Below are 22,325 nucleotides of genomic sequence, written 5' to 3' on the forward strand. Positions count from 1 at the left end.
TCACACCCATGGCGCGGGGTGGAGCAGCCCGGTAGCTCGTCAGGCTCATAACCTGAAGGTCGTAGGTTCAAATCCTACCCCCGCAACCAAAATACTCAATAAAAACAAATGGTAACCTCGCAATGGCGAGGCCGTTTGCGTTAAACAACGCTTCCATCCTGTTCCACGCAATAACAATGACTTACGCTATGTCCGATTCTGTTCCACGGATTCCGTGGCACAAAATAGGCACAAGAGAATGGCGAAAAGACGCCAATCATGGCGCGACCTCCGTGAGGCTGTCTTGGTCGGCGGAGATTCCAAACTCGATGCCTGAACATGCTGTGCATCAAAGTACGGCCTCGGCGGTGTCAGTAAGTAGGATCATTTGTTCCGTATATCCTATCGATCGAATTAGACCGGAGGAGACATTGGCTGGTCAACGTCGAATGGCTATATAGGGGGAGAAGTGGTCGGCGGGAACTGGAACCGGGCGTAAGAGATCGCGTTCATCAGACGATTATGGCGTCCGCCCCACGCGATCAGCGTTCCTGTGACAGCGCCCCATGCCCGCATGATCAATGGCATTTGGACGTCATCTTCGTGTTGATCCGCGATCGCCACACGAACCTGTGGCGCGCCGTAAATCTGGAGAGTGAGGTGCTAGACTTTCTCGTTCAATCAAGGTGCAAAACGTGCCATAGTAAATCTGGTGTGCCGTCGGCTCGACCGCCAACCGAAAGCAGGTTGCGGGAGGGTCAAGTCTTGGTGTTTAGCCAACCCAAATGTTATCAAGCACTATGGATAGTTGTGACGGCTCGATACGATTATCTTATCTCTGGGGTTTCGCGACGCGTAAATAGTTTCGATATTTGCCAACATTCTGACCCAAACATCATGCCCCTGAAGAAAAATCTGGTTGCGCAGCGCTTCGGGCAACAATGAGAACAGTCCGCGGTTCACTATTCGGTCGGCTGCTTTCGTAAAAAATGTCAGAGATCCATCTTTGTTCCTGACTATCCCGAAGCCCCTGTTGCCAGCGACAGGATGGTATCCGCTTTTATTCGTCGTAACGGGCGAAAAGATGAAGGTTGTCGCATCGTAGCAGCTGACGACGACGTCACCCTTCTCTATATCCATGACACCGGGAATGCTCGACAGCACGAACGTTACCAATGCGCCGACCGGCGCATCGGACGTCCAAATCGCCTGGTTTGCGGCATCGTAAGGTTCGATGGCGTAATTGGTCCCCTGGTAGACTACAGAGTGGATATTCGCACGAATCTCCGAAAGCAAATCACTCGCCGACTGTCCTTGTGCATCCAATGTAATCGCGTAGAAATCCAGATTGATTTGTCCGTGCCCGACACTGTCTAACGCCTGGACTTCATCAATGGCCGAATTCAAGGAAGCCGATGCGACGTGCGAACGAATGTCGTTCCAGGTCCTAAGATCATTTGTGTCGGGTATCGAGACGCAAGTCGCCGAAGCGGCCGCACTCCACATGAACGCGAACGCGAGCCCTAGGACTGTTCTGCTCAACATGTTCTATTCTCCCCTTTGGCTAGCAGACGGATGCAGGTGGCCGCTCCCCATGTCGCAACAATCATCCACTGTGTTGTCGTTTTTTTTCGATATAGCGTCTCAAACAGCAAGCTTGTCCTTATGCGCCTGTTTTAGTTGAAAAAATATTTATACTAGATAGGGGTGAATGCCATATCGGATCGTCTCGCGGTAAAGTTTCTTGTTGATACTTACACTCATGCCCTTCTATTTTGCAATCATGTGTTGCTTCTGTGCGTAGAAGTGTGACGCTCAGCAGAGATTGATCATGCGTCGGCGGGGGAACGATGATGATTGCTGTCTGGTCTCGTGTGGCTGCCATCTGTGCAATTGTCGCCCTGCATGGGTGCGTCGGCCTAAGGTATTCTGAGGCACCTCCTGAGCCCCGGGGTTCGGCACTTAGGGGTGACGCACTTCCAATTGAGTTCAACGGGTTTCGGGTCATTGTTTCGGGCGAAGGCAATTCCGGCAGCAACGCAAATCTGATTCGCTGTTCGGCCGACAGAGCATGCGTGAACAAATTGCGGGCGACTGTTGAGTCAACGGGAAACGGTCATCCACGCATATTCGCCATTACCCAGTCTGGCACCAGCGTGACGATTGATAACGATCCAAATTCTTTGTCTACGATCAGCGTGAGCCGGAGCCCTTTGGTAGGAGCACGGGCCGCGGGGCCGACGAGCGAGGACGCGCCGCTTGCGGCCTTCGAAAGCCTCGGCTGGGGCAATGCAGGCAACCGGCCGGAGATTATCGTCCCGTTCGCTGTTTCGAACTTCGATGCGGCTGTCGGCTCGGACACGTCGGTAAAGTATACAGGCCCTGTGAACCAGGCGATCGGAGAGGTGAACAAGGCTCTGCAATATTCCGTGGCGTTTGGCGCCCGGCGCGTGGGCGTCATTTCAATCGACAGCTTCCTGGCCGAGTCCGCGGCGGCACATATGGCCGGAGCTTCGTTCGACTTCTTTCCTGTCGCCGCGTGCAGGCACATGACGTTGACGCTGTCGTATCAGCCGTCTGCAGGACGCCCCGCCGTTAACATCGGACAGGTCAATCTGACGGTTCCCGACGTCGGTCACGTCGATCCGATACCATTCCAGGCCGGGACAACGCTTCAACTGGATCCGAAATGCGGCATTCGGCGCATCGAGTGACTCGGAAAGGACTCAACGATGCGCAAACTGTCTCGGCAGACACGTTGGAAACTCGCTAGCGCATTCGTTGTCGGTGCTTTTCTCTCGGTATCCATTCAGACGGCGTCCTTCGGCGCCGACGATTCATTGGACGACAACGCCTACGGTTCCGTCCGACCCAATTACTCATCGGTGTCGCTGGACTTGGCGCTAATCAGGAAAATACGTGCCGACGAAATGTACATTCGCGACGGCACTTGCCGAAACGATCAGGAGCTTCTCAAGTCTACGGACCGAAGTCTCTTGCTGAACGACGTATCGAACGTTTGCGCAAAGATCAGCAAACTGGACACTGGACGCGTCATCGAAACGGTTGGCGGCAAGGCCAAGCAGCTCTGTCCTATCGCCGCGAAGTATTGCGACGCCTACACGTCTGCATCGAATGTTTCGCCGACCAGCCTTTCGCCGGCAAAGCAAAACACGCGTGAGTTGATTCTCCGAGACATAGAATATCGCTTGCTACTGCTGGACCAGAAGCTCGCGTTTTGGGGTGGCGCTAGATCGCTGACGCCGTCCGTTCCTATTCAACACGTCAGAGTGATGGAGTCCCTGCTCGACGACCTCGAGAAGCAGGTGGTGGAGATGCTCCGGTTTCTTTCTGAGATCGAAGAAGACGCGGAGTCGGCCAACAGACTGAAGGCTTACGCGGAGCAGGTGCGCGGGCGCTTTCAAGCGGAAACAACCAGGCAATCCAAAGCCGAGGTCATTCGTCTGGAGAACCAGCAGCGCCAACGCATTTTCGGTTCACGTATCGAGAGCCTCGAAAGGCAACGCCGGACATTGTTGGCCGAAGCCGAGGCGCTGCGGGACGAGGCCGAGCAACTTTCGAATCAAGCGGAGAACGCCGTTCTGAATGCCGTCGCTTCATCAGTCGGCGCGCCGCCAGGTCTTTTGACCGCGGTACAGCAAGGCGACATCAAGGCCGCCGCCTTGACAGCGTTGACTGATGAGGCGGTTGGCAAGGAAATCGGCGAGATCGTTAAGGGCTTCGGGGATACGACACAACAGTTCGTTGAGCTTTATCAGCAGGGTCAAGAGTTGCATCGCCAGTTCGAAGAAGCAAAGGAAACCCTTGATGGAGCGAAGGATTTTCTGCGCAAACCGACCACCGACAAGCTGCTTCGGCTTGGGTCGATGGTCGCCAAAAAACTCCCTCCTGACGCGCGCGACATCATCAATGATAAGGTGAATGAAATTGCGCCCGTTCTGGGATTGATTGACACGGTTCGCACGCTCCGAGGCAAACGGCCGGCGGAAATCTGCAAGGCGGTGAGAAACAATACGCTGGTTTCCAGCGAACTGAACATCGTCGACAAGGCCCCGTGCGGCCTGCTGGAACTGACTTTGCCCAAGGCCTGCGACCGGACGATGTTGGAAGACGGCAATCTGGAGAGACACTGTAAGAACTTCGGCCTGCTTCCTGTAGATGGAACCTTGTGCCAATCGCTTAGAAACGGATGCCGGGTCCAAGACAGATTGGCGACGCACATTAACGAACTCGACGGGAAAATCGCCGACATCACCTTTCGCGTCGAAGAGGCCATCATCGACGTGATCGACGATGCCGGAAGCGAATATGCCGTAGTCTATACAGACGCCATGAAGCGTTTGGTCGAAGTGATCGAAACCCAAGACGAATGGGTGGATGCGCTGGATGAAATCCTTCGCATCTGGTCAATGGACTCGCTCAAGTTTGTGTTGTCCAAAACTGAGGACGGCAAGCGAGCCAAGGTGATCGAGCTTCTATTTAAGCACTTGAAGGTACAGGAACCAGCGGACGCTGATGAAAACGCGAAAATCAAGATTCTCGCGGAAGCCATTGCCCAGTATGGCATTCGTCAGGCCCAGGATGCGATTCCTCGAATCCGAGTCACCCAGGATTTCAAGCTCGAAGTTGCCGAAACTGAAGGGGGCATTGCCCTTGTCAGCTTCGACGCCAAGGACCTTTTTGCCCATATCTCGCCAGACCTACTCGACAAGGAGTCAAGCCGGCTGAAATCGAACCTGCGTCGGTCTTTCCAGAAGTTGGCCGGGAAGCGGAACAATTTGCGCAAAGGCCTGTTACGCCACATCAAACCCGGTCAAACCGAAGAACTCGTCAAACTCGGTATTTCCCGTACGGCGGAGAACGCTAATCCCGACAATCCGAACGAAGAGCAGGCGCGACAAGAGACGTGGGTTCAGCTCGCCGCCGGCGACGAGCGGCATGTGGTCCGCGACTTTGGCACCAATCTAGTCGTCGGCCGTACTGTCGCTGTGGATCTGCGCAACGAGATTCCGAAGTTGCCAGAATCCACCAGTCCTATTCCGCCGGCCGCAGGTGAAGGCGCGCCTGGCATCGACGTCAGCAAGGTACTGGCCGAGCAAGCCGTCAAACGGGCATTGGATGCGGTCCTGCCGGGGGCTGGTGTCGCACTTGAAGTGTTGCAGGGTCTGGCCGCCCTCGATGCGAACATCGGTCAGCAACAGCGAATCGCTGCAGACAGTGTCCGGGTAGCACTGCAGATGGTCGAAGCTCAGGAGGCCGTGGATCAGGCACTATATCAGTCGGTCCTAGCCGAAAAGGACGAGGCCATCGCGGCGGCGCTGCGTCAGGCCGCCGCTAGGCAGCTTCAGATCTATAATTTTGGCATCAAGCAAAGCGCCCGAAACGCCGGTCTTGCGCGCAGCAAGATCAAGCTGCGGCGCGCCCTGACGTTCTATGCCGCGGAAAGGTTGCGCGAGGAGTACGACCTGTTCAACAGGTCGATGGGCCTCTGGGGCGGATATTACGATCAACCGTCTTCCACCGTTACCCGATTAATCAAGTCTGATCCCAGGAACCTGCGCCTCGCCTTGGATCCTCAAATTCACCTGTTCGGGTGGCTTGACCGGGAAGGCGAGGCAACCCGAACGGACGTCGACCGATTGATGCTGCATTGGCGCCAGCTGCTTCGTCTATCTCAGGACATCTGTCAAACGCGCGGTTGCACCCCCGGCGCAGGGCGTTTGGGCCAGACGGCCCAAACTCGCCTGCTACGACTTTCCGAGATCATATCGGAGCAAGATTTCGAGAAATTCCGTAACTGGCAGTCAGGCGCCGATTCGAACGTTTTCCGTAGCACGATCTTGTTGCATCCCGCGTTGAAGGAGTATCCGCCGGCGTACCGCAATCTGCGGTTCGTCGACATCCGCGCTGGTTGGGAACGTTTCGACAATACTTTTTCGATCGCAAGCGGCGTCACCGTCACACATCCGGGGACGGCTACCGTTGCGGGCGTTTCGATCGACGACCCGACACGGACGCAGTTCTATCGTGAGGTTCTACTGCCGCGCCGAACTTCGTCGTTCGATATTCCGCTACCCTACGATCTGGGGAATCTCCGCAACCGTTGGGAAGACGACAACGACCGCGAGGCCGGAATTTTCGAGGGATACGGTCTTTATACGACGTTGGAATTGTCGGTTTACCCGACCGTCGAGGCGAAGGCGGCTTCTGATTTGGCATTTCGTATCGCGTTTGCTTACACCGATCCCGAGAACGTTGTGACCGAAGCGGACTTCGTAACTAGAGCGAGTTTCTCGAACCTTGTTTCGGACTTAAAGGTCAATCCATATGCTCAGGCCTTGTGTTTCACGACTGGCGACGAGGAAATTGAATGCCGCCCCCACGACGAAGTGACGGTTCCACCGATCGCCGCGGCGATGCTGCCGCTAGACGACAGGCTTGAGGCTCGAAGAAACGCGTTCTTGGGAAATCTCAATCGCCCGAACAATCCGAACACACCGTCGGTGTCGCTGAGACTTTGCAATCGAACTTGGACGGCCATCCGCTCCGAACTGCGCGAATTCATCACAGCAGAAATCATCGATGAACGCATGGACCCTGTCAGGCCATCCGTCCCAGACGAATCAGGTCAAAGCATCAGCAGCTATGAACAACTCGAAGCACTTCAACGTTCGATCAAGGACCGGGAAGACGCGCAGGTCGCCCTGATCGTCCAGGAACTGAATAGCCGACAGGGGCAACTCAAAGGATGCCCCCATCCCATTGAGGAGAATGGATGATGCGCCGCCGTTACAGATTCGGCGTCTTCTTCGTCGCGACGGTCTTTGGCCTGACGTCCTTCGCCGAAGCAGTAGAAGCAGAGGTCAATTGCGCCAAGAGACTGAATTCGGATTTTGGCGCGCCCAACCACATTTCGGAGCGACAACCGTCTGCTCTAATCGATGTCGAACAGGACAACTACAACCGCCTGTTCAAGGACATTGTCCATTTTCGTCCAGGCCACAAGGTCACGCTGAGGGTCAGCGGGCAGATCGATGTCAATCGTCGATATTGGGAAGTCCGCAAATGCAAGTGGTTCGGCCTGAAGTGTTGGTACGAACCCAGGGAGCAGTCCCACTGGAAGTCAATCGGTGATCTTCATGTTCAGACGCGGATCTGTCCTAGGGAGAACGAAGGCTGTCAACTAACACCGGGAAACATCGATAGTCCGACCTACGAAAAGCTTCACGGATACCCGGAGCTCCTGCCATCCCCGGACAATGGCATGGTGGGCGCGAAGAAGTCTTTCGTACTCTCGTCCCGAATTTCTGGAATAGCAAATGGCGGAAATGGCGTTGACAGAGGCCGCTGCACCGGCGCACGGCCGAGCACATGCAGTTTTGGCGCCTATTCGATTGGTACGGTCGTCGACGTGAAACCGCGGCTCGATCTGATCGGCCAGTTGCTGTTGCGCAAGCACAACAGCATCGACGACCTTGTATCGAAAGACTTCGTAGACGATTTCATCCTTAAATCGCCTTCCGCCCGCCGCGTGGCGGGATGCATGTTGTATCAGTATACTGAAAAATATTTTCCAGAAGTCGCCGGCGCCGCGAACCAGGCGCGAGAATTACTTCTTAAGCACATCGTGGAACTGGAGGGCGACAATGAATACAGATTGGCCCTAACCAGTTTGCTGATCACGAGCGGCGCCATTGACGAGGCCCTGGGTCGGGCGGGAGAGGATCTCGAGACGGCGCGGGCACGGTACGAGGCTAACCCGAACAGTAATGCCTACGCCATAGAATACTCGAAAGCGCTCCTCAACCGGGGTCGTCTATGGATCGAGGACCGGGTCGCCACTGAAGGGGCCGATCTGGAGATCGCAGTCGGCTTGTTTGAGGAAATGGTTCGAATCCGCAAGGAAATCTTCGACCGCGACCACAATCAGGGACGCTTGATTGAGTATGCCGAGGCGCAGATCGAAAAGGCGCGATTGCTATCGCTCATCCGAACCAGCGACGCGCTCGAGCAGGCTGAAATTAGCCTCGGCAGCGTCGTCGAATGGATGCCGCTGGTACAGACGGAAGAGGTCGCGGGCGTTAATGCATCGACGGGCGAATACGTAGGTTTGAAGACCGTGAACGTCCGCCTCCTTGTCGACACCGACAAACTCGCCGACGGAGTCGACCCTCGGACGCAGCCCGTGAAGACTATCCAAGTTCTTCGTTTACCGGCGGCGGCCACAGAGGGTCGGGCAATGGGGCCGCATGCCAAGCCGGGGCAGGCGTACCTCCTTACCAACACCGAGCTCGCCACCGAGGAACGTGTGTGGCGTCCTGCGTCCGACGGCATGGCGCGCACGTGGCGCCAGTTCCACGACGCTTCGAGGTGTCCGACCGGCTTGACGATTTTGGACGGCCGGGCCACGGTCGATGCGCATACCATTTACGCTAGGAACGGGGACGGCGGCGTATACAGAAGTGCGACGGACGCAGCGGGATGTGTGAAGATCGGCGGACCAGACAAGCTTCCGAAGGATAGCCCCGTCTACGCGATTCCTCACGACCGCAGCCTGCTTTTTGCCGGCGGCAGCAATCCGAAGGGGGTGTTCTACGTCGAAAAAGACAAGCAGGCCGCACGTAAGATCGCGGAATTCAGCTCCCCCGTCGTCTCGTTACATGTTTCCGTGGATGATCTGAAGCTGTTCGTTACAACAAAACACGACATCGAGGGCTTGTTGGTCTACGAGTTCAGCGACTTGGCCGCACTAGGTAGCGTCACGGAGGGTACGCCTCACAGCTTCAAGATCGTGAATCCGGATCCAAGCGACGGCGTTCTAATCGTCGGTAAGGATTTCACTGTGTTGCGCCGAGATGGTTCCTTGGTTCGAATACCTACCGCCACTCTGTCCGGCAATTTGGGAGACACGGATCCGACTAGCGTGAACGGGGCCGAGGTCATCGCCAGGAATATCGAGTCGGACATGACGCCTTCCGTCGACGTCGCAGGACCGGACTTCGCGGTGTTGACGTTCCGCGATCTGGCCGGAGAAGGAGCTGAGGACGTTGGCGTCATCGAGGCTGTCATTGCCGGGAAGCCGTTTCGCGCCGAACTGACGCGCAGCGAGGGGTTCGGATTTGACGCTACCGTGCATTTGATTCCCGGCGTTCGCAGGTTGACCCGAGGACACGACGTGCGCGTTTTGGCGAAAGGGACGAATGGGGTCTTGCATAGAACCGATTTCGTCGTGCGCGGGCGGACTGCGGCGGCGCCGGCGAAGGCGATAACGTCCCGCACCGCAGCAATCCTTGATCAGACCCGCATAATTCTTGCTACGGCGGCCGTCGAAGCCGAGAACCAGGTTCGGAACATACCGATGTTTTCGGGAAAAGAAATTCCAGAGGTATCCGCGTTCTGCGTCGCCAATAGCCGGTGGGGATGCAGCGTGGCGCCCTTAAAAGCTAGGGCAGAAACGCCTAACCAGGACACGGTTCTGGTGATCGCGCGGGGGCATGATCACTCCAACGGCGACACCAGGCGTTCGGACTCCGTCGCGCGCGTGACAATCGGCCTCGACACCGGCGGACTTCCGACGCTGGTCGACTTCACAGACCTCAGCGGAGACTTTCCGACATTGGATCGTCTGGATGCAGAAAGCGGTGCGGACCATCCGAACCCTGCGTGGCGCTATGTCGCCGCCGAGGGATATGTCGCGTCGCCAGTTTCGGGAGTTCTTCTCGCTGCGCTCCCAACGGAAAGCGTTGACCCGATGGCGCCCGCAGATTCTGATTTCGACTCGGCGCGCGTCTTTCACGTGCCGGTCAAATGGATCAACGACAGCGGCAGCATCGATTCGACTGTCCGACTGCGTTCGCCCTTCGGTCTTAAGTTTCTCCTTCCCGGCCTCAACGCTGACGAAAGCGCCGTAACCGGCCTTTTGGCTGCGACGCTTCGGTCTTCAACGGTCCGGGTCTATGCTGGCGACGGCGGCATGACTTTTCTCCAACACGACGTCTCAAACCCGAGCGGAATGTTCACGTGGCAGGTCGGCATGGATGGACAATCGGTTTTGGTCGGGACAATAGCGCCTTCAGACAACACCGTGTTTGCAGCGCAAATGCGATACGATCCAGCGGAGGGCACGTTCACGTCGACGTTGCTGCCCGAAGGGCATGTCGGCCGATTGCTGAACGAATGGACACCTAGCGAACGAGAGGCGCTCACGACGCCGTTCTCGATCGTTGGCGCGTCGCCGACCCTCGATGTCGTTTGGGTTCCCGTGCGCGACTGTACCCACGTCTACAAAGTCGGAGAAGGCGATGCGACGATGTACCGGGCTCTTGTTGGCAGGCTGTACGGGGGAGGACACCTTTTACCGTCGCATGGCAAATCGCGCGTCGTGTTTCAAAAGCCGCGACTAACAGAGGCTACCGAGAAGTCCACAGAGATTGGCCAACCCCATACGCAAAGGTGGGAGTTCGATGACTCTGGCATTTTCAAAGCCTGCAACGAACAGTAACACCGAGGTCAGATCTGGAACGTCTGCAATTGGAATGAGAGGGACTGTCGCTCCGATTAACCAGCCATTCGCGGTGCTCCGGTAAGCAATCGGAGCGTGACTACGTCTGGGCCGGTAGGTGCATATTGTCGATCTGCCACGCTTTCATCTTGCCACACGGGAGAAGGCAACGGAGATGTAATCGCCGGAGAGTCGTGTGCGAGATCGGGATGAAGGATGAGCAGAAGGCCAACGGTCAACGTTGAGGACGGCGTCGCGGTAATAGACGGCAAACGAATTTCGATCCGTAATGTCAGGATCGATCGAGCCATAGATTCCGGAGCCCAAGGCAGCGTATTAGAGGGAACCGAGATTGCTCTGGATCGACGCGCTGCCGTCAAAATCTGGTACCGCCTGGGCGAACAAGTCAGGGAAGGCGCGATTGGTGAAGTTCGAAAACTGGCGTCGGTCAGCCTATGTCTAAAAAACTTAGTCTAGTATGTAGTGTGTCGTGAATGTCGGCCGAAATCTCAATATCTTAGCGTTCCGGCTCGCATCCGCGCTCAGGCGGGCGCGGTTCGGCTGTGAGGTTTTCGCGAAGCTTCTGAAGGCGGTCTTGATGTGTCGGCTGGGAAGCTTGCTCGAAGGTCTTGGCGAGTCTTGACGGTTCAGCTGGTATGGCCGTTTGCGCGGCTTGCTCAAGCCGTGGCCTGAGATTCTCCGTGGATCGGTCAAGTTCTTTACCAGTTAGCTTTCTATCATAAGCTTGCCTATCCGTGCGGAGACCACGAAGGAGTTCCGCTTGCCGGTCGCGTGTGGCCTTGATCTCGGTTTGCAGCTCTTGTCTCTCGGAAAGCTGCGCGGCAATCAACAGCTGGCGTTGATCGCGGTCGCGCCGGACGGCGGCTTGCGCCTCGGCGATGTTCTTGCGCTCCATCTCGGCATGTCGTCCCGTCAGGTGATCCCACAAACCACGCAGTCCGCTGTTGAGCTGTTCCGATCGCAGCCGTGTTTCCTCTTTCCAGCGCGTCTTCTGTCCAGCATCCATCTTGGCGCGTTCCGTTCGGTGATGCTCCGTCATCGCCCGTCTTCGCGCCTCCAGCGGCGCCATGGCTTTCTTGTGTTCGAGTCTGGCCTCGACCATGTGTTTCGTCATAGCTGCGCTCATGGAGGTGGCGGCGCTTGTCTTGGCCTGCTCGACGCTCGGCAGGTTCTCCGGCTCGCCCAGTTTCGCACGCACTTCCTTGGCCTTCTTCCCGGTGTATCGGGAGATGGCCAGGACTTCGCCTTCGCGGGTGACGGCGACATGACCGCGCCGGTCGCCCTTGGCCAGCGTGATCCCGCGTTCGTCAAGTGCGTGCTTGAACGCTGCGGCGGAATCACTCGCGGCCCAGCATTCGGCCATCATGGATTTCAGATCACGGGCATCACGGATCATGCGCTTAGCCTGCTGGTATTCGGCGAGCGTGTAGTTGCGGGGATCGCGGGCCGCGCTGTCGACGAACCCCTCGGGGAGCGTCCACCCCTGTTCGAGATAGGTTTCCTTGGCGATGTCTCTCAGCTTGGTCTTGTAGAGTGACAGGTTCCTCGCCGTCATGGTCTCCGCATCAATACGCGATCAGACGGCGTGCGCGTGACGCCGACCTTCCTTTTCGTGGAAAACTATGACGCGGGGATGACCGGCGAGGCCGTTTGTGGATTCAATCCGCTCAATGGTCGTTTCGAATACGTCGGTGCTGACAGTCTCCGTGTCGGGCGGATTGAGCGAGACCGAGAACAGGAAGTTTTGGCATCGCGTGCCCTTGCTCACTGCATGGGCTTCCTTCATTACACCGACGAGATCACCGGCGATGAAGCCCCGGATGTCATGGACCTCGACATGATCATTGTCGCGGTCGTTCAGGAGATGAAGGGCGAGCTGCTTGCCGCCGCCGCGTTCGGACGCCTTCAGGATCACCGGCTATTCTTCCTTGATCCGAAGTGCCGCCATCAATGCGGTTTTCATGTCCCCGATGTCGCGGCAGGTCCGTTCGATATGTTCCAACACGTCGGGCGTGAGCGGTAGCGCCCCGATCCGTGCCGCCTCGCCGATCATCCGGAGACTGCGCTCGCGGTCGGACTTGCCGAGCAACCCGAGGGCCTGCGCCAGGGCTTTCTTGTCGATGTTGGGTGTCGGCCGCCGTTTGGCTTGCCCTAGGTGCGAGTGCCGGTCCACCTGACCGAACAGCCGCTCACGAGCATAGACCCCAACCGGGCGCTTTCCGGCCCGGCGTTCAAGGTCGGCTTTCTCCGCCGGGGTGAGGCGGATGGAAAACGGAATCGTTTTGGGTTGGTTCTTGATCATCGGCGTTCGGAATCCTTCCGACGCCAGAATGACCAGTTTGGGACCGCTATCCGGGCGAAAGACCTAGCGCCCGAAATGCCGCGCCGTATCGGGTCGCGCGATCTTGAAGGCGAGGTCGATCAGACGCAGCCGGTCCAGCACCCGCCATTGCGGTGCCTGGCGCGGAGCCGTCTCGGCAAACGCGACGAAACCTGAGAGCCAGCGGAAACTCCCGTCGTCAGCGAAGGCATCATCGACGCTCGTATCGATCACGGTGAAGGGTTCACCGCCGGGATGCAGGATCGGCCCTTCATAGGGATAGATCACATCAGCCACCCAGTCGGGAAAGGTTCGGCGCGAGAGCTCAAGCTCCTCTATCAGTGCCCTCGTCGCCATTGCCATGCGCCGAAAATACGACCGGCGCCGGAGTTCCGTGTCGCTCGCGACAACGATGGTGCGCCATTGGCTCTCGCCAAATGGCACACGCACGCAGGGGTTACAAGTTTCTCGATTGCATTTGACACACAGTGGCATGGGCACCTCCATTCTTGGTTGAGTTCGGGTTTCGATTCCGCAAAATGCGGCCCCGAAATCCGGCTCGTCCGAATTGGGAGGTGTGAAGAGATTGCTTGGTATGTGATGCCATACCGGTCAATCCAAATCAACCTTTGCCCCGTCGGATACGACAAGCGAAACGCCTGCGTTTGCCACGTTAATCACTGATTTTGTTGAGTTATCGATGTCGCAATCAGCAGGAGGGCCGCACCGGCCATGCCACCAGCGGTTCTTCTTAGACGTTCGTCCTTGCCCAGAGCGCGGGCCGCCCGGGTTCTCAATTCCTACACGATGCGGCGATCGCCCGGCGAGGCCGCCCGCGCCAGTGGAACATCTCTAAACACCGCACGACGATACTATCGGCTGATCCGTGCGCGGCTTGTCTCGGTCGGCTACTACACCGAAACACCGCTATCGCTTGATGACCAGGGAATGGCGGAAGAGACGACAGCGGCTCTCAAGGCCCGGCGTGGGATAAGGGGCGAGGACATCCCGTACCACGCCGCTGAGGTGATCGAATGGATGGCGGAATTTCCGCCGCATCTCGTCCACAAGCACATCGCCAAGATCATCGATCGCACCGGCCCTCTGGATGCCGCTCGCCATTTGAACGGTCCGGAAGCTAAGCGCCTCCGAGCCTATATTCGCTTTGCTCGCACGGAACTGGTCCTTGCTCGCGTCGCCGCGCAAACCGAAGCGGATGAAACCCAACGCCCATTCCTGGAGCGCATCAGGGCCGCCAAGGTGAAGGAATGGCGCGCTTACCGGGCGGCATGCAAGCGTGTGGAGCGAACGAGGTCGTGATGATATCAAAAAGCGCAAAACTTGCGCATTTATAGCAATTGGAAGTGTAAAAATAGTGTTGAGAATTAAGACTAATGGACAAGGGTTTCAGTGAGTTTGAACGCGCGAGAGCTAGGCATAAGTTGGACGATTTCAATGCTAAGCTTTTCAGAGACTCGCCAGAAAGTTCGCCTGTGGATGGTAGGTTCGGTTGTTCGCCATCCTGTAATGAATAAGAGCGTTTCGCTTTTCCCGTGTCGTTCGGGACGCCAAACACCAATTGTCGATCTGAGGCTGGCCACACGCAAGGTGAGCGGCACACTCGTAGCCTTCGATACTTAGGCTGCATTGACGTTCGTCGAACAGCCTTCACAGAACCTGTCACAGCGGTTCGCGGAAGAAACCGCTCCAGAGCGCAAGATAGACCTGCCCGACCCGGCGGAACGGATCGAGACACTCCGTAGCCAGGAGCGGGACACCACCCTCGACTGTCAGCAACCTCACCATGAGCCGGAACGCTAGCCAGCTTTCGCCCAGACTTCCTCCCGTTCGGCCTTCCTGACCGGCGTAAGTCGGGAGCGTGATCTTCGGATCATGCTGTCGCCAAGAACCGAGAGGACATGCTCATGGCTGAACAGAAGTCCTATCTGGTGCGAGCCGGTTGGTACATGGCCGTCATCCTCGCGAGCATGGTGGCATTTGCAGGAACTGGCCCGTCCTACCACGCCAGCGTGGAGGCCGTGCGTGCCTTCACGATCGATCAGTACGGCTACCTCATGGCCGACATCGTGACGGTGCTGTGGTGGGCCGGCGTCGCGGCCCTGCTGTTTCTCGGCTCGCTGGTGACCTTTGTCGTGGGCTTCCGCCTCGGCGGGTTTGTCGTCGGCAGGCTGTTTCACTAATCAACACATCGAAGGAGGTATCGCATGTCGCGTACACCGGAAGTCATCGTCAACAAGACCGCCGTATTCTTTCGCAATGTCATGATCGGCAGCGGCATTTTCTCGTGGCTGATCGCGCTTGGCGCGTTTCAGAAGGAGGGCCACGAGGGGCAGGGCATCCTCTTTGTCCTGGCCGGGTTTGGACTGTTCTTCATCGCCGCCAAGATCAAGACCCACTACCGCAAAACGTTCGAGGTCGGCGGATACAAGTGAGATGACCGCTTCTTGAGACGGCGGGGGCCTCGGCTCCCGCCGTTTTCTTTTGATCAGCTTTCTTTTGAAAGGAGTTAACTCATGGAGAGATACAACGACACTTTCCGTGAAGAGTTCCGCCACGGAAGCGCACGCTGGGTGACGCAGGGGGAGCTTTCAAGAGCAGGGCTTCTCTCTTCCAGTGGCCCGCAACTCGGATATTGGAAGAGCGCCTATTCCACGACCCCGGTCCGGCTGGAAAGCGATGCCTCCATCATCACCATTGCGGGTGCCGGATCGGGCAAAATGCGTGATCTTCTGGGCTATGTGCTTTGCAATACACCTGACCAACGGATGCTGGTCCTTGACCCACGTGGCGAAGGCGCTGCGATCTCCGGGCATGTGCATGCGCCGAATGGCGAGCCCGCATTCAACTTCAACCCTGCCCGAATGCCGTTCCTGCCGCACCACGCCTGCAATCCGCTTGACGTCCTCAAACCGGACTCACCGACGTTTCACGCGGATGCCACTTTCATCCTGGAAGCGCTTATCGCTATCACCGGGTCGGACAATGGCAAGTTTTTTGAAGAACGTGCCCGTGCTTGGGCAACGGCGATCACCATTGATGAGACGGAAGCTGAAGGCGGGATATCTCTGCCGTCTCTAAAGCGGGCGCTGGATACGATCGAGTCCGACTCGAACGCCTGGGCCGCGCGGCTGGAGCGGATGCTGGCCTCCAGGCACGCGAATGTCCGCCGTACCGCCGCCGAGATGCTGACCAAACAGCAGGACAGTCCGCGCGAGTTCGGCTCGGTAATGAGTACGATCTATAACGGCTTCTCGTTCCTCGACGACCCGGTCTTAATGGCGTCACTGGAGAACCCGGACTTTTCCCTGGCCGAACTGACCAATCCAACTCGGTCCAGTAAGATCTTCCTCAATATCCCCGCTGATTTCCTGATGCAGTGGTCTCCGCTGGTCCGGCTCTTCTTCACTGTTTCCATGCTCTATAAGTCGCGAACACCATCGAGCCCGCGTGTGCTGTTGCTCGTCGATGAGGCGGGACAGCTCGGACGGTTCGATGCATTGCTGCGCGCATTCACGTTCGGGCGCGGCATGGGCGTGCGGGCCTGGGCATTGTTCCAGGATATCGGCCAGATCGAGCGCAACTACGGCGCGCCAGCTGTCCAGAGCTTCCTTGGCTCCGCCCAGACGCGTCAGTTCTTTGGCGTGCGGGACTTTGCGACCGCCAAGCTCGTGTCCGACATGCTCGGTACCGAGACGCGGGAATACAATGACGAGCCGCGTCAGCAGGAAGCTCGCCATCAAAAAGACGCCGCGTTCCGGGCGATCTTCGAGGAGGATGCCGATCCGTTCGATGCGGCGCGTGATTATGCGCATTACGAACGCAAGGAACTCTACCGTACTAAGCAGTCTCGCCCACTGATGACGCCCGAGGAGGTGCTTGCGCTTCCCGAAGACCGGCAAGTCCTCTTCGTATCCGGTAAGAACCTGCCGCCGATATTGGCTTGGAAGTACCCCTATTACACGCGCCGGGAGATGGCCGGGCTGTATCTGAACAATCCCTATCATCCGCCGGCCGACAAAGTGCGGGTTCGCGGTCTCCTAATGAGCCATTGGGCGGACATCGTGACCGAGCCGGTCCCGAAGAATTACGCGCCTTTCCCCCAACACCAGGACGGAGTCCGGCGATACGTGCAGGGGTACCGGCTTTAACGTCACAGTTATGGAGGTTATGGAATGACCATGGAACAAAACCAAACTCCGGCCCAAGCTCAGCCTGAGCCCCAGGTCCAGGATGAGATCCAGACCGATACAGAGCGCGATACGCAGACCGAGGTGAGGAATGAAGAGGCCAACCGGCCCAGTCATCTTGCCTTCCAGGTGAGCGACGGTCAGGACGGAAAATCCTACTTCAACCGCATTGGTGCCGCCTTCGAGCATCGTGACAATGAGGGCTACAACATCGCGCTCGATGCGGTGCCGGTTGACGGCAAGATCACGCTCAGAACTTTAAAAGACCGGGTTGAGCAAACCCGTGATGCTCAAGCTACCGATCGTGGAAAGGAACGCGGGGAGGTCGAGCGATGAACGATCGGCTGAAAAACCTTTATGACCGCGTGAAGGAAGAACAGGCTCAGGCACCGGAAGGCATTGCAACCAAGGCCGAGCTGGATAACCGCGTCGCTTTGCGAGACAATTATCTCCCGGTGCCGGAGAACAACTATCCGCCGCCGGGGTGGCAGGACAATCCTCATGATCCGGAGCGAGAAGCGATGCGCGAGAACGAGCAGCATATCAATCGTTTGGACTCCCAATTGACAGAAGCATCGGTGCAGCTCGAACAGGACTTCGAGCAAAGCCGATAGCAAATTTGCCCTCGCGCTCATGAATTTGATAACATCTATGTATGATAGAATATTTGATTGAACGTGAGCGCGAGGAGAATTTTCGGACATCAACACGGATGATAAAATTCCCCGATGGTGAAACACGCCGCGTGGAAGCCTATCGCCTCGTCTGGACATGGTTTGATCGCGCACTGGCCTTTGAATTCGGGCCGAAAGAGGCAGGCATCCTCAACACGGTTCTTGAATGCGCGACAGAGGAGGGCTTGCCGATAGATCAAGCGCTGGGGCGCGTTGTGGATTACTACGTCCGCAGGTGGGAAGCGCGCGGACTCGATCTCACCGACCATAACCCGCAGCTAACGCTTGCAAGGCGACGTATGCAACGGTTCCAGGAGCGGAAAGGCAGTTAGTTGCCTGATCTACCAATTGCTCCATCCTTAGTAAGCAGCTTCGCGATCTGTTCATGGCCGGACCGTGTCGCCAAATCGAGCGGTGTGGCTCCGTCTGTCAGCCTCGCCAGGTTTGGCGATGCCCCTGCCTCCAACAGAAGCTTGGCAATAGGCAAAGATCCATTGCCGCAGACGACAGACAATGGGGTGTGACCGCCTTGAGTCGTGGCTTGGTCGGGATATGCGCCTCGTTCCAGCAATAATCTGCATATGGCTTCATGGCCGTTGGCACTCGCTAGAACTAAACTCGTGGCGCCATCAGAATTCCGCGCCTGATTAAGGTCACTTCTATGCTCAATGAGCAGCTTCGCGATCTGTTCATGGCCGTACTGTGATGCCAGATTGAGCGGCGTTGCTCCGTCCGTCATTCTAACCAAGTTTGGTGACGCCCCTGCCTCCAATAGAAACTGGGCAATAGGCAGAGACCCGTTGACGCAGACGATCGACAATGGTGTGTGACCGCCTTCGATCGTGGCTTGGTCGGGATCTGCGCCCCCTTCCAGCAGTATTCTGCATACGGCTTCATGGCCTTTGGCGCTCGCTAAAACCAAGCCTGAGACGCCGTCAATGTTCCGTGTCTGATTGGGGGCGCTTCCGTTGTCTAAGAACAGCTGCACAATCGAGGGAAAGTCGTTCTGACAAGCAATCAAAAACGGTGTCATCCCGTCTTCTGTTACATGTTGTGCATTCGCGCCTTTCGCCAGTAGTAATGTAACGATCTTGTCAAAACCGTTCGTAGCAGCCAAGAATAAGGCTGTAAAACCGGTGTTCGCTTCCGCACTATCCGTTCTTGCGCCATTCTCAAGAAGTAACTCCACGACCTGTTCATAGCCTTGGATGCTGGCATTCAACAAAGCGGTTGAAGCAGCTGAGGATTTGGCGCTGTTTGGGTCGGCGCCGTGTTCAAGCAGTATTGACACAACATCTTGGTGCCCGAAATAGGACGCCGCCATAAGCGCAGTCTGACCATCATCCGTTGTGACCAGGTTTGGGTTTGCACCTCGATCGAGCAACAAAGCGACGACATCTTTATGGTTCATCTCGCTCGCCACCATCAGTGGAGTAGAACCGTCAGATATCGTTCCCAAGTTTGGGTTTGCTCCACCGTTTAGCAGCACTTGGACTGTAGAGGCCTTTCCGTTACCACTCGCCATATGTAAGGGGCTGCCAGTATCCGGCATTGATTCAGAATTCGGATCGGCGCCCGCCTCGAGGAGAAGCTCCACAGCTTTTGTGTGCCCTGGCGCGCTTGCGAAGTCGAGTGCTCCGACCCTCGTATTGGACAGCCTCAAATTCGGGTTGGTTGTGCTTTTCCATTCGCGTTCCAGCAAGCAGGCAACACATTCATCAAGACCTCTTTCCGCGGCCAGCATCAGTGCTGTGGTTCCGTTTGGTTGCATTGTGAGGTTTGGGTCAGCCCCGTGTGAGAGCAAAACCCGAAGCACGTTTACGTGGTTGTACTCTGAAGCAATCATAAGAGAAGTGATGCCTTCAGGAGTTGATTGGTCGACTTTCACTCCATGGTTTATGAGTGCTTGAACCGTAGCTTCGTGCCCTTGCGCGCTTGCCAACATCAAGGCTGATTTGTCTCGCAAGTGGCTTGCTAAGTCTGGATTTGCGCCGCTGTTCAGAAGCAGAGATACGATTTCGCTCCGCCCGTTGTAACTCGCCGCCATCAGAGCGGTAAAGCCGTTAGTTTTCCTTGTTTCATCGAGAGCAACATGATTGCTGATCAACAACTCGACGATGTCCTGATATCCATTCTGGCTTGCTGCCATTAAGGGTGTGAAGCCATCCGTTTCTGTTCCTAAGTTTGGATCCGCACCTTTATTTACTAAAAGTTCAGAGATATCTCTTTCTCCATACAAGCTTGCTATAATTAAAGGTGTAACACCTTCATCTGCTGCTTTTTCGTTGGGGTCGAATCCATTTTTTAGGAAAACCTTGACAACTTCATGTTTACCAAGTTCGCATGCGGCGTGGAGTAAAGGGTATACAATTCTAGAATAAAAACTGTAGAAATCTTCTTTATTTTTCGTAATTGCTGAAAGAATTAAGTCGAGTGTTTTGTAAAAATTATATTCAATACATTGCTTGTAGAAACTTCTAGAAGTTTCTGTTTCGGCAGAATATCGTGAAATTACATTTAAGAACGGTACGCGGCCTATATTCGTCGTGCCATATATTGAAGATTCGTAGACTTTACACAAACATATCACTGCGATATCTTTCAGTGATTTACTTGCATCAGAAATCAATCCATTGTACTCGATATTATTGAGAAATTTCATCGCCTGACTATGGCGCTCATTTTGATAAAGTTGAAAAGCGGCTTCAGATCTTACCATTGACACTAAGGCTCTCAGCATAGTGTGTTCAGAGAAATTATTAGGTTGTAGAAAATCATCTAATGATTCCCAGAAGGTTTGAATTTTTGGATCAATTTGATTGTCGTTTACTAGGTTTCTTATGAGTCTCTGGAAAAATTCAAATACGGTAACTCCACGATCTCTTTCGGATTTTTTATCAATTCTAGCGCAACAGTAATTGAAAAAAAATTTTTCCACGTTCTTGTTGAGTTTTAATTCTTCAGTTAATAATAAGAAAAAAGACTCTCCCATAATGTCAGGCTCAAAAGGATTTAATAATTCATCGTCAAGTGAAGAAGTTATGTACTGGCACCTTCGTTTCACATCATTTCTTTGTGTTGCGTTTTCTATAAAGCGGTCCGGAATGTTTTGAAAAATCGGCGAGTAGGGCGCGCCTCTTCTCATCGTTGCGATCGCAACAATGACAGCTGACCAAATGCCGTTAGCGTCATCTCCGGACCAAGGGAGCCGATTTTCACTACTCAAATAGTAGTAAATTAGTTCTCGGCGGTTCCATTTAGTATAATCTGCTTCATCGTCTGCGATCGCTTGACCGATAACAAGCGCGAAAAGCGGGTGTTGGGCGGCGTCGCCCATTTCCTTCAGTGTTGTCAGTGCTCTTTCGACCCGCTCATCTCGGGTATCTTCGATACCGCTCCTGTGGGAGATGAGATTCCTTAGAATATCAATTCGATCGGTCGCTTCGCTAAGACGGATAGGCGAGCTTTCAAAAAAGATGGACGTTCGGGTCTCGGCCTTACTCGGGCCTCCGAGTGGTGTTTTCCACCGAAGGTCAGTGGCCAGTTCCTTGAAAGTGTCTGGAATGACGTGATCGATAGCCAGAAGCCGTACGTTGAACGGCATGTTCTCGCCGAGCATTTCGGCGCGTTCGATGATCGCCTTGATGGCTCGGTCATAGTCGAAGATGTAATCGATTACGATGATGGTGTTGGCGCTAGGTAGCCAATCGTTCCATATCTGTGGGTCACGATTTTGGAGAAACCCAACGCTCCAGCCTAGCTCATCGCGGGATTCGGCCATCCACTCTGTCGCGAGCCTGGTTTTGCCAGCACCCGATGGACCTATCAGGGCGCAAATCTGAAACTTATCGTCTAATGACGCAAAATCCCGCAGCTTTTGCCATTCTTCGTCTCGCCCGACGAGCTTAACGGTCGAATGGTTCAATGGATTGAGGAGGGTGTCCTCTGTTGGATCAGTAACGAGAGATAGAGGTGTTAAATTGGGATCGGTGGTTAAGTTCGGAATCAAATGTGTTTTGGGCCTTGAATGTTTGACAGGCCGTCCAATTTCTTCCTCAAAATCACGTTTGAATATCAATTTATCAATAGAATAGGGGTATTCTGTTTCCCAATGCTGAACATGAAGAAAGTAATAAAAAGCATAATAAAGGTTATGGTGGGCGCTACCTTCCTTGAAGTTCTTCAGGTTGCTGTCGTTTATCGAGATATTTAACTCACTTTCATGGATAGCATCTTCTAATAAGTTTTTGCGAATTTCATCAGATCCCCCGAGTTTCGATAAAATTTTTCCTAGTTCTGTTTTTTGTTTCTTCCGGCCTACGAAAACACGATCAGGTAAACATGATTTGAAAGCGTCAAAATCCACTTTGTCCATGTGCAATCCGCCTGTGAGCAATCCCTTGAGATAAAAGGCTCGCACATTGATGGAAAAATATTGTTATGAAAAGTCGTTTGGTTGCGGCTCGGGCTGAGTTATCTGTTGCCCGTTGATGTAGGCCGCGCTTGCGGTGATCTCGCCTGTTTTCCAGTGGCGCTTGATTTTAGCTGGGCCGTCGTCGCGATGGATCTTTCCGTGTTTCATGTAGATTTCTTCTAGGATG

The 22,325-nt window shown here is 55.4% G+C and carries 17 protein-coding genes and 1 tRNA gene; 12 read left to right on the forward strand and 6 right to left on the reverse strand.

Annotated features, from left to right (window positions below; all coding sequences use genetic code 11):
* Positions 1–12: 12 nt before the first annotated feature.
* A tRNA-Met gene (locus IG629_RS00005) sits at positions 13–89 on the forward strand.
* 688 nt (positions 90–777) lie between these two features.
* Here the strand turns inward: IG629_RS00005 and IG629_RS00010 are convergent.
* Positions 778–1,524 (reverse strand): hypothetical protein, encoded by a 747-nt coding sequence (locus tag IG629_RS00010; RefSeq protein WP_193169950.1) that lies wholly within the window; start codon positions 1,522–1,524, stop codon positions 778–780.
* Between the two features lie 668 nt (positions 1,525–2,192).
* Between IG629_RS00010 and IG629_RS00015 the strand changes: the two genes are divergently transcribed.
* Genes IG629_RS00015 through IG629_RS00025 form a run of 3 tightly spaced genes read left to right on the forward strand, consistent with a single transcriptional unit; the run spans position 2,193 to position 10,501 of the window.
* Entirely contained in the window at positions 2,193–2,693 is a 501-nt protein-coding gene (locus IG629_RS00015) for a hypothetical protein (protein WP_193169951.1), read from the forward strand.
* Between the two features lie 18 nt (positions 2,694–2,711).
* Positions 2,712–6,779, forward strand: a complete 4,068-nt coding sequence (locus tag IG629_RS00020; protein WP_193169952.1) for a hypothetical protein — start codon at positions 2,712–2,714, stop codon at positions 6,777–6,779.
* The gene (locus IG629_RS00025; protein ID WP_193169953.1) at positions 6,776–10,501 is read left to right on the forward strand and encodes a tetratricopeptide repeat protein; all 3,726 of its coding nucleotides are present in this window, start codon (positions 6,776–6,778) and stop codon (positions 10,499–10,501) included. Before IG629_RS00020 ends, IG629_RS00025 begins: the two co-directional genes overlap by 4 nt.
* A gap of 517 nt (positions 10,502–11,018) precedes the next feature.
* On the opposite strand, the gene IG629_RS00030 is transcribed toward IG629_RS00025, so the two are convergent.
* The 4 genes from IG629_RS00030 to IG629_RS00045 all read right to left on the reverse strand — a co-directional run bounded on the left by IG629_RS00030 (position 11,019) and on the right by IG629_RS00045 (position 13,292).
* On the reverse strand, positions 11,019–12,077 hold the full coding sequence (locus tag IG629_RS00030; RefSeq protein ID WP_193169954.1) for a relaxase: 1,059 nt from the start codon (positions 12,075–12,077) through the stop codon (positions 11,019–11,021).
* Positions 12,078–12,098: 21 nt separating this feature from the next.
* On the reverse strand, positions 12,099–12,437 hold the full coding sequence (locus tag IG629_RS00035) for a hypothetical protein (protein WP_193169955.1): 339 nt from the start codon (positions 12,435–12,437) through the stop codon (positions 12,099–12,101).
* Between the two features lie 3 nt (positions 12,438–12,440).
* Positions 12,441–12,824, reverse strand: a complete 384-nt coding sequence (locus IG629_RS00040) for a hypothetical protein (RefSeq protein WP_193169956.1) — start codon at positions 12,822–12,824, stop codon at positions 12,441–12,443.
* A gap of 63 nt (positions 12,825–12,887) precedes the next feature.
* Positions 12,888–13,292, reverse strand: a complete 405-nt coding sequence (locus IG629_RS00045; protein ID WP_193169957.1) for a hypothetical protein — start codon at positions 13,290–13,292, stop codon at positions 12,888–12,890.
* 315 nt (positions 13,293–13,607) lie between these two features.
* Here IG629_RS00045 and IG629_RS00050 point away from each other — a divergent pair, with 315 nt between their 5' ends.
* The 8 genes from IG629_RS00050 to IG629_RS00085 all read left to right on the forward strand — a co-directional run bounded on the left by IG629_RS00050 (position 13,608) and on the right by IG629_RS00085 (position 18,056).
* The gene (locus IG629_RS00050; RefSeq protein ID WP_193169958.1) at positions 13,608–14,162 is read left to right on the forward strand and encodes a hypothetical protein; all 555 of its coding nucleotides are present in this window, start codon (positions 13,608–13,610) and stop codon (positions 14,160–14,162) included.
* A gap of 327 nt (positions 14,163–14,489) precedes the next feature.
* Positions 14,490–14,663 (forward strand): hypothetical protein, encoded by a 174-nt coding sequence (locus IG629_RS00055; RefSeq protein WP_193169959.1) that lies wholly within the window; start codon positions 14,490–14,492, stop codon positions 14,661–14,663.
* Between the two features lie 104 nt (positions 14,664–14,767).
* The gene (locus IG629_RS00060; protein WP_193169960.1) at positions 14,768–15,043 is read left to right on the forward strand and encodes a hypothetical protein; all 276 of its coding nucleotides are present in this window, start codon (positions 14,768–14,770) and stop codon (positions 15,041–15,043) included.
* Positions 15,044–15,067: 24 nt separating this feature from the next.
* Positions 15,068–15,295: a hypothetical protein gene (locus tag IG629_RS00065; RefSeq protein ID WP_193169961.1), complete on the forward strand. Its 228-nt coding sequence runs from the start codon at positions 15,068–15,070 to the stop codon at positions 15,293–15,295.
* An 81-nt stretch (positions 15,296–15,376) separates the two neighbouring features.
* A complete protein-coding gene (locus tag IG629_RS00070; RefSeq protein ID WP_193169962.1) occupies positions 15,377–17,011 on the forward strand; it encodes a type IV secretory system conjugative DNA transfer family protein in 1,635 nt (544 codons plus the stop codon).
* Between the two features lie 24 nt (positions 17,012–17,035).
* Positions 17,036–17,386 carry a hypothetical protein gene (locus IG629_RS00075; protein WP_193169963.1) on the forward strand — a complete coding sequence of 117 codons (351 nt, stop codon included), beginning with the start codon at positions 17,036–17,038 and terminating at the stop codon, positions 17,384–17,386.
* On the forward strand, positions 17,383–17,664 hold the full coding sequence (locus IG629_RS00080; protein WP_193169964.1) for a hypothetical protein: 282 nt from the start codon (positions 17,383–17,385) through the stop codon (positions 17,662–17,664). The genes IG629_RS00075 and IG629_RS00080 overlap by 4 nt, the downstream gene beginning before the upstream one ends.
* 41 nt (positions 17,665–17,705) lie before the next feature.
* Complete coding sequence (locus IG629_RS00085) at positions 17,706–18,056, forward strand: hypothetical protein (RefSeq protein ID WP_193169965.1); 351 nt, start codon at positions 17,706–17,708, stop codon at positions 18,054–18,056.
* Here the strand turns inward: IG629_RS00085 and IG629_RS00090 are convergent.
* Positions 18,053–22,099, reverse strand: a complete 4,047-nt coding sequence (locus IG629_RS00090; RefSeq protein ID WP_193169966.1) for an ankyrin repeat domain-containing protein — start codon at positions 22,097–22,099, stop codon at positions 18,053–18,055. The genes IG629_RS00085 and IG629_RS00090 overlap by 4 nt on opposite strands.
* Positions 22,100–22,325 lie beyond the last annotated feature (226 nt).

The sequence above is a fragment of the Nisaea nitritireducens genome (assembly GCF_014904795.1).
Lineage (GTDB): Bacteria > Pseudomonadota > Alphaproteobacteria > Thalassobaculales > Thalassobaculaceae > Nisaea > Nisaea nitritireducens.